The following is a 12598-nucleotide window of genomic DNA, read 5'->3' on the forward strand; positions in this document are numbered from 1 at the left end:
CCCGGAATATAATATTTTTTTTATAGCTATTATATTGATACTTCTTTGCGTACCATTGTTGCTAAGGATTTTGGACTTAATAATTCAAAGGACTTTAAACGCTCTTCACTTTTAGGTATAGGTGTATGTAAAATAAATTCATCTATACTGTATAACTGATGCAGTTGGTCTAGCGTACTCTTCACTTCAGTAGCTGTGCCAGCAATTATATTCGCTGCATATTCCTTCACCTCATAATCCTGACCGGACTCTTGGCCGAATTTGTCTGCTGCTTCATACGAATTTAAAGTCAAACTACGTCCACTCGCTAAATGTACTTTTACAATCTTTTGGTTCTCAGCTAAAATTCTTGCTTCTTGTGAAGTTGGTGCTGCAATTGTTGCTACAGCTACAATGAATTTTCCATTCGTATTATTTTCCTTATAGACTTTTGATGCCTCAGCAATAATACTGTCATCACTATTAATAAAGCGTGCAAATACAAATGTTATTCCTAATTCCCTAGCTAATTTTGCACTGTTTGGACTAGCACCTAACAAATATAATTCCTGTTTATTAGGTGGTATTGGAGTAGCTTGAATTCCTGCTAGTGGGTGCGTCGCGGGAATTTTGTCATCTATTAATTGCTGTAAGAATATTAAACGTTCCTCAAAATCTTCACCATTATTAACAGTTCCATATTGTAGAGCTTTCGTTGATAAAGGTAATCCACCTGGTGCTTTGCCAATCCCTAAATCTACACGTCCCGGTTCTAGAGTAGACAATACATGAAAGTTTTCTGCTACTTTATATGGACTATAATGTTGAAGCATCACACCTCCAGAACCAATTCTAATTCTTTTTGTTTTAGCTAATAAGTAAGATACCAATACTTCAGGGGATGAACCTGCAACATCAACTGAATTATGATGTTCTGATACCCAAAATCGCTCATACCCCCAATCTTCTGCAAGTTGTGCTAGTTTTACTGACTGTTGCAAAACGTCATGATTAGAAGATCCTTCAATGACTGGACTTTGATCAAGTATTCCAATTTTATATGCCATCGTTCCAACTCTCCTCTTTTCTCCTTAAATGGAATAATCCAACTCGGGAGTCATCCTTTTTAAGAATTGTCTTGTACGTTCTTCTTTCTGCTCAACAAATATATTGTTTGGTGTCCCTTCTTCTACTACAACACCATTATCCATAAAAATAATTCTGTCAGATATTTCTCTAGCGAAGTTCATTTCATGAGTCACGATAATCATTGTTTTTCCTTCTTTAGCAATTTTAGCGATTACTTCTAAAACCTCTCCGACTAATTCTGGGTCTAAGGCTGATGTAGGCTCATCAAATAAAATAACATCGGGATTTAAAGCAAGTGCCCTAGCAATTCCTACACGTTGTTGCTGTCCTCCTGATAATTGACTAGGATAGGAATCTATTTTATTTTTTAGCCCTACTTTTTGTAGCACTTCTAATGCGATTTCTTTCGATTCCTTTGCGTTTCTTTTTTGTACTACAATTAAACCTTCCATTACATTTTGCAGTACTGTTTTATGTTGAAATAAGTTATAGCTTTGAAAAACCATCGCAGATTTTTTACGCAAATTATTAATTTCTTTTTTATTTACCTTACCAGAATTAATAGAAATATCACCGAGTGTTATAGTGCCGCCATCTGGCCTTTCTAAATAATTTAAACACCTTAAAAGTGTTGTCTTTCCAGATCCACTTGGTCCTAAAATTGAAATAATCTCGCCCTTATCGACCTCGATATTAATTCCTTTTAGCACTTCATTATGCCCAAAACTTTTACGTAACTCTTTAATAACAATCATCTAATACCTCCTCTCAATACTTTTATTCAAAAATCATTACTATTCAAATTGAATAACTAGGTATTAATCTAAAAATTTTAAACAGTTTGCTTTATATAGCGGCTTTGTTTGAATGGCAATCCTAAATTCCCTCTTAAAGTATCAGCTTCATAGTCCTCTCGATAAATACCACGATGTTGTAAAATTGGTACAACTTTATCAACAAAATCATTCAATGCGTCTGGCAATGTAGCTGCTATAATAAAACCATCTGCTCCGCGCTCCTCAAACCATAGCTGTACTAAATCCGCAATTTTTTCAGGTGTACCGATAAATTGTGTACGTGGTGTTGCTTCTCGCAACGCAATTTGACGTAAAGTTAATTTTTGCTCTATTGCTTCTTTCTTTATACGGTCTGTATGACTACGAAAGCTATTTGCGCCTATATCACCTAAATCAGGGAATGTTTCATCTAGTGGATATTGAGAAAAGTCGTGATGATCAAAGTAGCGCCCCAAGTAGGCTAGTGCTCGTTCAATAGACACTAAATTTGCTAATTCCTCATATTTTGTTTCTGCTTCCTCTTCAGTATCACCAATAATCGGAGAGATCCCTGGCAAAATAACAACTTCATCAGGATTGCGACCAAAGGTTTTAACTTGATCTTTAACATCCTGGTAAAATTCTTGTGCTTCCTGCAAAGTTTTAGCCATTGTAAAAATGGCATCGGCATCTTTAGCTGCTAAGCGTTTTCCTGCTTCTGATGAACCTGCTTGGAAAATGACTGGCTGCCCTTGCTTTGTGCGACCTATATTCAACGGTCCTTGTACAGAGAAGAATTCTCCTTGATGATTAAGTTGATGTAACTTAGATGGGTCAAAAAATTGATCATTTTCTTTATCCCCAACAAATGCATCATCATCCCAAGAATCCCAAAGACCTGTTGTAACCTCTAAATACTCTTCCGCAATGCGATAACGTTTTGCATGGTCAGGATGTTCATCAACAGTTTTATTGTAATTTAATGCTGTGTTCTCTAATGGGGTTGTTACGACATTCCAACCTGCACGACCATTGCTAATATGATCAAGTGAAGCAAATTGACGTGCAATAGTAAACGGTTCGCTATAAGAAGTCGAGACTGTACCAACAAGACCTATTTTTGAAGTAACCGCAGCTAACGCTGACAAAATAGTTATCGGCTCAAAACGATTCAAGAAATGTGGAATTGATTTCTCATTTATAAATAGACCATCTGCTATAAATACTAAATCAAATTTCCCTTTCTCTGCCTTCTGTGCTTGTTGCGTATAAAAATCTAAATTTACACTTGAATTTGTTAACACTTTTGGATGACGCCATCCTGAAATATTACCACCAACACCATGAATAATCGCACCGAATTTGATTTCTCGTTTTTCAGCCATACTAATACCTCCCATTTTCAATTCCGCATAATTTTTAATCACAAGTTAACTGATAAGAATTATACGTTTTCTAATTGTGGATAATACTAACATTTTTCATATAGAGCTGACAAGAGTAATAATGATAGGAAAAATTAATAATTGATTAAAAATTTCTATCAATCTATTTTCCATTATAGAAATGCATTTATAGAGCGATTTATATCCTTGCGTAGTAGTTCAACCGCTTCACTTTGAAAATATGTTAAATAGACATGTTGCTTAATCAACAACAAATGAGAAGTATCTATTTCTACTAATTCACCTCTTGCAAGCTCATCCTTCACACATAAATAAGGTAAGAACCCAATACAATGTTTATTTTTAATGAGTGATTTTGCTACTTCTAAATGATCTACTTTAAATTCAATAAGAGGTTCTACCTGCTCTACCTCAAACAATTTATAAATCAAATTCCAATCAAAAGCACCACACTCAAAAAACACCATTGGTTCCTCTGCTAGTACTTTTGCGGTGATTATTTTCTTACCTAATAAAGCATGTCCAGGACTAACGATCAATCTCACTGAATTATCAAGCATACTATCTTGTTGAATACCTTCACTTGTTAACTGTTTCATAAAAGCCATATCAATTTGCTTATTCAACAACTTTTCTAACAGCACATCATTTGTAGCAGATACAATTTTAAAGCGTAACTCAGGATTTTGCGTTTTCCAAAAAGACAAAGCAAATGGAATAAAGTATTGAGAAGTTATTATATTTGCCCCAATTACAATTTCATGCTGATTCTCCCGATGTTTCATCTGCTGTTTTCCATCATTAAATGTTTGGATTATTTGCTGAGCATATGGAATAAAATCCCTCCCCTGCTGAGTTAGTATTACTCCTCTTCCTTGCCTTTCAAATAATTCAGTATTCAATTCACGTTCCAATGTTTTAATCCGTGCTGTAACTGTAGGCTGTGATAAGAATAACGCCTTCGATGCTTTATGAAAACTCTGCAAATGCACGACATACATAAAGGCTTCTAAATGATCAATATTCATCTATTTACCTCCCTTTATTATTCCATTTTTCAGTCTTAGTGTACTCGAAAAAGAAAGTAAATACTATGTAATCATCATTCTTGCAGTTACAGCAATTTTGCAGTATTATATGAATACAGGCTGCATTGTTCGTAATCATATTAAGTTTTAACCTTTAAGCTGTAAAAGGGAGTTTTAATTGAGGAAGGATTGGCATGCCGCATTCCATTGTTAATGCGGACAAACATGAAACCCTCTGCGAACACCCACTTTGAGGAGTGGTGGTTTAAAACTTTCAATATTAAAAAATTACGGCATACGCGGCTTATTAAAATTAAATTATCAAACCAGTTTCCTTTAAGGAAACTGGTTTTTTCATTCTATTTCGACTTTCTATTCAAATCCTACTATTGCTAAAAAACGTTCACTTAGTACGGTGCGTACATTCATGAACGTTTTTTTCATTTTACTATCTCTTCAAACAATCTCTGTGAAATTATGCGCTTTTCCATCCAATGCTTTAGCAGAAGTTGATATTTCTACAAAGTCTTGTATTGCTACATTGATTTGATCATGCGTCTCCTCCACACTTTGAGACACTCGGTTTATACTTCCTGTTACTTTTTCAATTTCCAAAGTAATTCCTTCAACATTATCCCTCACTTCGGAAATTGAATGAGCTACCTTTTCAGACAGTTTTCTTACTTCCTTTGCAACAACATCAAAACCTCGACCATGCACTCCTGCCCTAGCAGCTTCAATTGCCGCATTTAATGCTAATAGATTTGTTTGGGAAGCAATTTCACGAATGGTTTTCACAATCCCTTTAATAGAATCAGCCTGACTTTGTAAACTCACTAAATTAACTGTATTTTCCTCTGATTCACTTGCTATACGATTAATCGTCTCACGCAATTCATGACTTCTCATTATTCCGGCTTCGGAACGATTATGTAGCTGTTTGGACATGCTCTTTAAATCGTCGGCTACTTCCACAATCATATTCTGACGCTCTGTTATATTAGTAGCTATTTTTGATACACCTACTATTTTATTACTATTTTCAGCAAAAATAGGCATATAGGTAGCTTCTAACCATACTCGATTTCCCGTTGCATCCATCCGTTCAATTTTATCTTGAAAGCTTCTCCCAGATAGTAGACTTCTCCAAAATCGTTCATAGGATACACTGTTTACGAAGGATGGAAAGCAAAATTCTTTATGATTCTTCCCGTACATTTCTTCTACACTATAACCTAATGTTTGTGCAAAAAGATTATTTACGTATGCCACTTTTCGATTCAAATCAAAACGTATTATTGCTAAATTATTTTCAATGGCTTTCACTACAAGTTCGTCTGTCACCTGATTCTCCAACACATTCATATTATTCAACCCCTTATATTTGAATATTCATGTCATTATTACTCAATGTATTTCACTTTAATTTAACTATGAAAAAGCCATCTAAGTTGATTGAATATATTTATTATCCTCGTTCCAACATACCAACTCTGCGATATATCTAAAAATTTTTAATGATTCTATTGCCTACTAAATAGTTCAATTATGTAAATCTTATATTCTATAAATATTTTAGAATTTCCCTTTCAAAACTATACGGCTTATCTTTTGAACCAAAACGTTGAACAATTTCTCCATTTTGATTCACTAAAAATTTCGTAAAATTCCATTTTACGCTTTTCCCTAAGAAACCTTTTGAATGAGAAGTAACATATTGAAATACTGGGTGTGCATCCTTACCATTTACATTGACAACTTCATGCATTGGAAATGTAACCCCATACGTAAGACGACAGTTGGCAGCTGCCTCTTCTGCAGATGCTACTTCTTGATGAAATTGATTAGACGGAAACCCCAACACAACAAAGCCATCTTTTTTATATTTCTTATATAGCGCCTCAAGTTCATCAAATTGTGGACTAAATCCGCATTTTGTTGCTGTATTAACTATTAACATAACCTTTTCTTTATAACGATCCAAGCTATATTTTGTCCCATCATCCAATCTCACTTCAATATCATAAATACTCACATTTATCCCTCATCTCATTTAATTGTGTTAATAACTTGTTTAATTCGTTTAACCGTGATTTCAATACCCCGTCTTGCACTATTAATGTTTCACATTCCGATACTTTATTGAGAATTTCTTCGGTTATTAAGGATTCTTGTATTTGTGCTTTTTCTGTAAGCGACACAATAATAGCTCGCTTATCTTGAATAGAAATTTCCTTTGTCACCCATCCTTTATCAACTAACTTATTAATTATCGGATTTAGTGTCCCTATGCCTAAACACACTTTTTCACTAAGCTGTTTCACTAATAATTGATCCTTCTCCCAAAGAGCTAAAAGTACCAAATATTGTGGATATGTTAAGTCAAAAGGTTCTAAAACTTGGCGATATAATTTTGTAAATTGATTTGCTGCTTTATAAACTTCAAAACAAAGCTGGTTGTCTAATTTAAATGATTTATTCACATTACTCTCTCCATAAATATATATCGTGTACGATATATATTTTATTTTATATTTCGTGAAATGTAAATTTTTAGTTAAAATATCTTTTCCAATTCTATAATAAGACTTTTTCTTTATGTAACTGCGGATGAAAGCGGACGTAGAACAAAAACAATTTACCTTCGTCTGAATCCATCTGTTTCGAGTACAACAGCAAACCTTCGCCTCCGTGTAGGTTCGGGAAATAATATATTAACCAAAGCCTTAGATTTGAACTAAACAAAAAAAGTTGTTCAATTTAGAAGCGATAACAATTAAAGAACCTATTTGGGAGGTTAACTTTCAAATAGGTTCTTTTTATCTCTACTATAATTGTTGCATATGCTTTTCCATTCCTTCACTAAGCATGTAAAATACTTTATAACATAATAAATCTATAGAGGAGGCACTTCATGCTTAAACGTTTAGTTATCACTGGATACAAAGCACATGAACTTGGTATTTTTAATGATCAACACCCCGGTATAACGATTATAAAGAAGGCATTACATAATCAATTGATTTCCTTAATTAATGATGGATTAGAATGGGTTATTTTAAGTGGACAACTCGGTGTAGAAACTTGGGCAGCAGAAGTTGTACAAGAACTACAAATAGAATATTCAGAGTTAAAATATGCGATTATCACACCTTTTCTGGATCAACAAAAGAATTGGAATGAACAAAAACAAGAAAAATACGATATGATTGCGGCAAAAGCAAACTTTGTGACGAGTTTAACGAAGCGACCATATGAAGCTCCTTGGCAATTTATCGAGAAAAATAAATTCCTTATAAAAAATTCAGATGGTATTCTCATTATTTATGATGAAGAAAACGATGGTTCTCCTAAATATATAAAAAAGCTTGCCGAACTGTATGCCGACAAGCATGATTACACGATCCTCAACATTAACGCCTATGATTTACAGGTTGTTGCTGAAGAAGAACAGATGAAAGAATGGGACTAGTTTTTAGAGGAGAGTTTTTTTAGTTCTCAATGAAATAGTAACTCCACAAACAATTACAATTCCACCTAGTAACTGGACTATTTCAATTGGAGTTCCCAGTACGATTAAACCCACAACCATAGCAATAAATGGTTCCAAGTTCATCAATAACGAGGCATCAGATGCTCCTACTTTTTGAATCGAGTTATTCCAAAGATAAGTACATAGGCCGTGCATAATAATCGCTGTTACTATTAATAGTAACCAATATGATAATGATACAGTAAGGGCTTGCTCCATATACTTCCACTGCACAAATGGTAGCAACCCAATTAAACCAAAAATATTACTATAAAAAGTTATGACGCCAGGTGGCATCGATTTTGATAATTGTTGAACAAAAATGAGGAAAATAGAAAAGGATAGCATTGTTAATGTTATTAATAACTCACCTTTACCAAAGTGAATTGTCACAAAGGAACCATTCGTTATGACTAGCCAAACACCAAGTAGGGCAGCTAATGAGCCGAACCAAAATACTTTTTTCTTTCGCTCCTTAAAAAAGACTACAGATAAAATGGCCGTCATTATAGGGGATAACGCTAAAATAAGAGCAGCTTTTACTGGTTCTGAATATTGTAAACTGGCATAAAAACTCCATTGATTGAGGGTAATACCAATAAGCCCCGCAACAACTAATATTAGAAGCCCCTTTTTAGATAGCCTATAATTTCTTACTTCTCGGTAAGTAATGCTCCATAAAAATAGCACTATAAAAATTAATCGAATAAACGCAATAACACTTGGAGCAAATACATTTACTAATATTGCACCAAAAATAAAATTACTCCCCCAAGCAAAAACACAACAAAATAAAATAAAATACGTAAATAATTGGTTTTTCATAAAAATACCTTTCTATAATTTTTCAGCCTTCACAATAACTCTAGAAAGAGGATACCCCTAAGAGGATCAGTAAACACTGCTTCCTTTAGGGTTATCCTCTAATTATTTATACAAATTGACCATTCACCATGACTGTACGTTTAAGTGGTTTACGTGCAACTACTTCTGCAGATGAAGTGGCATCAAAGAAAATAAAATTTGCATCATCTTGAACATTCGGCCAAACCTTTTGACCTTCCTCATCTAGAGCTGTAAGTCCCCCTGTAATCCATTTCAATGCTTTTCTAAGTGATTTCTCATCAATTTTACCCGTTAATTCACAAAAACGAGTTACTTTTTCAAGAACATCACCAGAGCCATACGGACTCCAAGAATCAAAGAAACCATCACAACCAAAGTTCACATTTACTCCGTATCGATCAAGTAAATCGATTGGTGGGAGCACTCTCTTTAAATTAATAGGAACTGTAGACATAATTGCTACATTATTTTCTGCTAGGCGTGTAGCAATTTTTTCTTGTTCACGGCTAGAGACATCACCTAAGCAAAATGAATGGCTTAAAGCTGTACGTCCATGATAATTTACATCCTCAACAATGTCTACCCATTTATCCACTGTATAATAGCCTACGTGCCCACCATCATGAAGGTGAATATCAACGTCTGCATCAAATTCTGTAGCTATATTCATAGTTTCATATAAAGATCTTTCTATTGCATTATCAATACCTGCTGGGTCTAATCCCCCAACCATTGTTGCCCCATTACGCATCGCCTCTCTAAGTAAAGTAGGAACATGATCTCTTAGCAAACCATGTTGTGGAAATGCAATAATGTCTGCTGTTACTTTACCTTTGAATGAATCCAATGCTGCAATAACACCCTCTAAATTCTTCAGTCCTATATAAGGATCAATATTAACGTGTGTACGGATATGTGTCGCACCATTAGCTAAAATTGTTTCAATCATTTGTGTCGCTCTTTGCTGAGTAGAATCCGCTAGTAATGGCAACTCACTTGCTTCATGAGCCAATCGTTCCTTTAGATTAGCTACGGGTGTACATGCTCTCCATCCTAATGACATATATGTTTTATCAAGATGATTATGCATTTCTTTAAATGTTGGAACGGCAAGTTTCTCTTTCATATCAATACTATCTTCGTTAAAAGGAATGTTTTCAGAAGTAGATATTAATTTTGTTATTTTACCCTCAGTTATTTGAATATGGAATAATGCTGTTTCAGTTTCAACTGTGCCATCTGCTAAGGTTCTTTCTCCTACTTCTAATTTTACATTCGAAAGCCATTGTACTTTACTCATTATTACCCCTCCTGTCCTACTAGTTCTTCATTTGTGAAAATCAGCTGACCTTGTGAAATAACATGCGTAATTGGTCTTCTTCTAGCAACAGCATGTGCAGAGCATTCTGCGTCAAGTAATACTATATTCGCTAAATCCCCCGCTTGAGGCCAAACTCTCGTACCTACATCATTTAGTGGGGTAATTCCACCTGAGGCATATTTCCAGCATCGACTAAGTGAGTATTCATCAATACATTTAAATCTTTCTGCAAATGTATTTAACTTTTCTACAGTATTCCCTGTCCCGAATGGTGACCAGTGATCTGTTAAACTATCGTGTCCAAGCGAAACTTTCACCCCATTATCATATAAGTATGGAATTGGAATAGTTGTTCGACCAATTGGCACCGTTGAAGTGACATCGATTTGAGCATCTGCTAAAGTCTCCGTTAATGCTTCTAACTCTTTACCTTCTAAGTCTCCTAAAGCCATTGCATGACTAATTGTTACTTGACCAACTTTGTTTGCCTGCTTTGTTAATTTCGCTAATTGATAGAACTCAAAAGCACCAAGTGTATTCGGATCATGAATGTGCATGTCGATGCCTGTGCCTGCTTCTACTGCAATATCCATAGTAATATGTAATGATTTATCAATATCACGGTCAATAACAGAGGGGTCTACTCCACCAACTAGTGTGGCACCCATTTTCATAGCTTCACGTATTAATGGTTCAACACCCGAACGTAATAATCCGTGCTGAGGAAACGCTACAATATCATAAGTAACTTGTCCTTCAAATTTTCGAAATGCCTCTTTCGTAATTTCTATATGCTTTGTACCGATTTTAGGATCCACATTACAATGTGATCTGATATGTGTATGCCCTTGAGAAAGTAGTAATTGAATTATATTTTCTGCACGCTGAAGTGCTATAGGAAGTTGAGCAGGTAATAATTCCTCCTCCTCTTCTATTCTAGTAAAAATACCTTTCATAGCTGGCTTACAAGCCTTCCAGGGACCACTAAAATATGTTTTATCAACGTGAATATGCATTTCTCTAAAGGCAGGCATTAATAAAGATTCTTGTGCATCTAAAATATCAATATTTGAAGCCAGTATACCTTTCCCTATTTCAGTTACTTGTCCATTCATAATTAATACATCAAATATCTCTGTTTTCGTACTTACAATATGACCATTTATATAGCTAAAACCTGTTTCTAACTTAGCGTTTTTTATCAATAGATTCTGCATTGCTTACTACCTCCTAATTCTATAATTGTAAGTTGGCTACAATGGGCATCGAATTGTATGCAACTTTCACCCATTCTGTAAATCATATACTATTGTCACTATATTCTCTATTTTCTGTAATCAATAGTTTCATAATTAATATGATATTGACGTATAGCCTATCTTAATTTTTAAATTTGGTATAGGTTTTTACTATCTACAACTAGCCTGATACTCATATTAGTGATGACAAAATAAAAAAGCTATTCCACCGAGTATTTAACACCTGTGGAATAGCCTTAAATTATTGTTCTTTGTTTCCTTCTAATACTTTTAACGTTTTTTTATTTGCCTTCCAGCTCCAATAAGTTGCGAGTAATGGACCCGAAATATTGTGCCAAACACTGAAAATCGCACTCGGCACTGCAGCTAATGGACTGAAATGGGCAACTGCTAATGCTGCTCCTAGACCGGAATTTTGCATTCCTACTTCTATAGATATTGCTTTTTGATCTTCATAATTCAATTTCAGTGCTTTTGCAATTAAGAATCCAAATAGTAACCCTAAACCATTGTGTAAAATAACAACAGCAAATATTAATAGCCCTGTTTCTAAAATTTTATCGCGACTACCACCTACAACAGCAGCTACAATCATTACTATCGCAATAACAGAAATGAAAGGCATCACACCAATTGCAGCATCCGTTTTATTTTTAAATATTAATTTTACAACAACGCCTAAAACAATAGGGATTAAAACAATTTTAACAACAGAGATGAACATATCACTTGCTGATACTTTTAACCACTCACTAGCTAATAAAAACACAATAGTTGGTGTCAAAAGCGGCGCAAGTAGAGTCGTAATAGATGTGACAGTTACAGATAACGCTGTATTCCCTTTCGCTAAAAAAGTCATAACATTTGAAGCTGTCCCCCCGGGGCATGCTCCAACTAAGATGACACCTATTGCGACTTCTGGAGATAAATTAAATACTTTTGCGAGTATGTATGCTAATGATGGCATGACTATAAATTGAGATAAAACACCAACTATAACCCCCTTAGGCTGCTTCAAAATTAATTTAAAGTCTCCTATAGATAGCGTCATCCCCATTCCAAACATAACAATCCCTAATAATAATGAAATATGAGGGGCAATCCACGTAAATTGCTCTGGTGCGTATAATGCTAGACCCGCAACTATCAAGACCCAAATGGCAAATGTATCGCCAACAAATTTCCCGATCTTTTCTATCGTCTGCATGTTACTTACCTCCTTAACAATATTATTAGATTATATGCTTGAGGTTTTAAATTATCATACTAAACTAATGGTCTAGTTTATAAACGATGTATTTTAGTAATTTACGATAATAAAAAAAAGATACACCACTATAAAGAAATGATGTACCTTAAAAT

General features: G+C 34.6%; 12 protein-coding genes and 1 other RNA gene. 2 read left to right on the forward strand and 11 right to left on the reverse strand.

Annotation, left to right across the window (positions count from 1 at the left end; genetic code table 11):
• Positions 1 to 29: 29 nt before the first annotated feature.
• The 4 genes from MKY02_RS20140 to MKY02_RS20155 all read right to left on the reverse strand — a co-directional run bounded on the left by MKY02_RS20140 (position 30) and on the right by MKY02_RS20155 (position 4278).
• The gene (locus tag MKY02_RS20140) at positions 30 to 1046 is read right to left on the reverse strand and encodes an LLM class flavin-dependent oxidoreductase (protein WP_038180515.1); all 1017 of its coding nucleotides are present in this window, start codon (positions 1044 to 1046) and stop codon (positions 30 to 32) included.
• 24 nt (positions 1047 to 1070) lie between these two features.
• On the reverse strand, positions 1071 to 1823 hold the full coding sequence (locus MKY02_RS20145; protein WP_038180518.1) for an amino acid ABC transporter ATP-binding protein: 753 nt from the start codon (positions 1821 to 1823) through the stop codon (positions 1071 to 1073).
• Between the two features lie 77 nt (positions 1824 to 1900).
• The gene (locus tag MKY02_RS20150) at positions 1901 to 3229 is read right to left on the reverse strand and encodes an LLM class flavin-dependent oxidoreductase (RefSeq protein ID WP_076034239.1); all 1329 of its coding nucleotides are present in this window, start codon (positions 3227 to 3229) and stop codon (positions 1901 to 1903) included.
• Between the two features lie 173 nt (positions 3230 to 3402).
• Entirely contained in the window at positions 3403 to 4278 is an 876-nt protein-coding gene (locus MKY02_RS20155; protein WP_076034238.1) for a LysR family transcriptional regulator, read from the reverse strand.
• 114 nt (positions 4279 to 4392) lie between these two features.
• Here MKY02_RS20155 and ssrS point away from each other — a divergent pair.
• A non-coding RNA gene (gene ssrS, locus MKY02_RS20160) (6S RNA) lies at positions 4393 to 4588 on the forward strand.
• 146 nt (positions 4589 to 4734) lie between these two features.
• Here ssrS and MKY02_RS20165 read toward each other — a convergent pair.
• The 3 genes from MKY02_RS20165 to MKY02_RS20175 form a co-directional block, all read right to left on the reverse strand.
• Positions 4735 to 5643, reverse strand: a complete 909-nt coding sequence (locus MKY02_RS20165; RefSeq protein WP_038180526.1) for a methyl-accepting chemotaxis protein — start codon at positions 5641 to 5643, stop codon at positions 4735 to 4737.
• 199 nt (positions 5644 to 5842) lie between these two features.
• Entirely contained in the window at positions 5843 to 6313 is a 471-nt protein-coding gene (locus MKY02_RS20170) for a glutathione peroxidase (RefSeq protein ID WP_038180530.1), read from the reverse strand.
• Positions 6300 to 6761 carry a MarR family winged helix-turn-helix transcriptional regulator gene (locus MKY02_RS20175; RefSeq protein WP_038180533.1) on the reverse strand — a complete coding sequence of 154 codons (462 nt, stop codon included), beginning with the start codon at positions 6759 to 6761 and terminating at the stop codon, positions 6300 to 6302. Before MKY02_RS20175 ends, MKY02_RS20170 begins: the two co-directional genes overlap by 14 nt.
• Positions 6762 to 7192: 431 nt before the next feature.
• On the opposite strand from MKY02_RS20175, the gene MKY02_RS20180 reads away from it, so the two are divergent.
• On the forward strand, positions 7193 to 7750 hold the full coding sequence (locus MKY02_RS20180; protein ID WP_076034236.1) for an SLOG family protein: 558 nt from the start codon (positions 7193 to 7195) through the stop codon (positions 7748 to 7750).
• Between the two features lie 3 nt (positions 7751 to 7753).
• Here MKY02_RS20180 and MKY02_RS20185 read toward each other — a convergent pair whose 3' ends face one another.
• From MKY02_RS20185 to MKY02_RS20200, 4 genes are all read right to left on the reverse strand, one after another.
• On the reverse strand, positions 7754 to 8635 hold the full coding sequence (locus MKY02_RS20185) for a DMT family transporter (protein WP_340711641.1): 882 nt from the start codon (positions 8633 to 8635) through the stop codon (positions 7754 to 7756).
• Between the two features lie 106 nt (positions 8636 to 8741).
• A complete protein-coding gene (locus MKY02_RS20190; RefSeq protein WP_038180539.1) occupies positions 8742 to 9956 on the reverse strand; it encodes an amidohydrolase in 1215 nt (404 codons plus the stop codon).
• Between the two features lie 2 nt (positions 9957 to 9958).
• Entirely contained in the window at positions 9959 to 11194 is a 1236-nt protein-coding gene (locus MKY02_RS20195; protein WP_038180541.1) for an amidohydrolase, read from the reverse strand.
• A gap of 283 nt (positions 11195 to 11477) precedes the next feature.
• Positions 11478 to 12443 carry a bile acid:sodium symporter family protein gene (locus MKY02_RS20200; RefSeq protein ID WP_038180545.1) on the reverse strand — a complete coding sequence of 322 codons (966 nt, stop codon included), beginning with the start codon at positions 12441 to 12443 and terminating at the stop codon, positions 11478 to 11480.
• Positions 12444 to 12598: the final 155 nt, after the last annotated feature.

Origin of the sequence: Viridibacillus sp. FSL R5-0888, assembly GCF_038009105.1 — a bacterium.
Lineage (GTDB): Bacteria > Bacillota > Bacilli > Bacillales_A > Planococcaceae > Viridibacillus > Viridibacillus arenosi.

What these genes read in the sequence shown, in the direction of transcription:
- MKY02_RS20140 (WP_038180515.1), bottom strand. Translation starts at nt 1,046, where the DNA reads ATGGCATATAAAATTGGAATACTTGATCAAAGTCCAGTCATTGAAGGA.
- MKY02_RS20145 (WP_038180518.1), bottom strand. Translation starts at nt 1,823, where the DNA reads ATGATTGTTATTAAAGAGTTACGTAAAAGTTTTGGGCATAATGAAGTG.
- MKY02_RS20150 (WP_076034239.1), bottom strand. Translation starts at nt 3,229, where the DNA reads ATGGCTGAAAAACGAGAAATCAAATTCGGTGCGATTATTCATGGTGTT.
- MKY02_RS20155 (WP_076034238.1), bottom strand. Translation starts at nt 4,278, where the DNA reads ATGAATATTGATCATTTAGAAGCCTTTATGTATGTCGTGCATTTGCAG.
- MKY02_RS20165 (WP_038180526.1), bottom strand. Translation starts at nt 5,643, where the DNA reads ATGAATGTGTTGGAGAATCAGGTGACAGACGAACTTGTAGTGAAAGCC.
- MKY02_RS20180 (WP_076034236.1), top strand. Translation starts at nt 7,193, where the DNA reads ATGCTTAAACGTTTAGTTATCACTGGATACAAAGCACATGAACTTGGT.
- MKY02_RS20185 (WP_340711641.1), bottom strand. Translation starts at nt 8,635, where the DNA reads ATGAAAAACCAATTATTTACGTATTTTATTTTATTTTGTTGTGTTTTT.
- MKY02_RS20190 (WP_038180539.1), bottom strand. Translation starts at nt 9,956, where the DNA reads ATGAGTAAAGTACAATGGCTTTCGAATGTAAAATTAGAAGTAGGAGAA.
- MKY02_RS20195 (WP_038180541.1), bottom strand. Translation starts at nt 11,194, where the DNA reads ATGCAGAATCTATTGATAAAAAACGCTAAGTTAGAAACAGGTTTTAGC.
- MKY02_RS20200 (WP_038180545.1), bottom strand. Translation starts at nt 12,443, where the DNA reads ATGCAGACGATAGAAAAGATCGGGAAATTTGTTGGCGATACATTTGCC.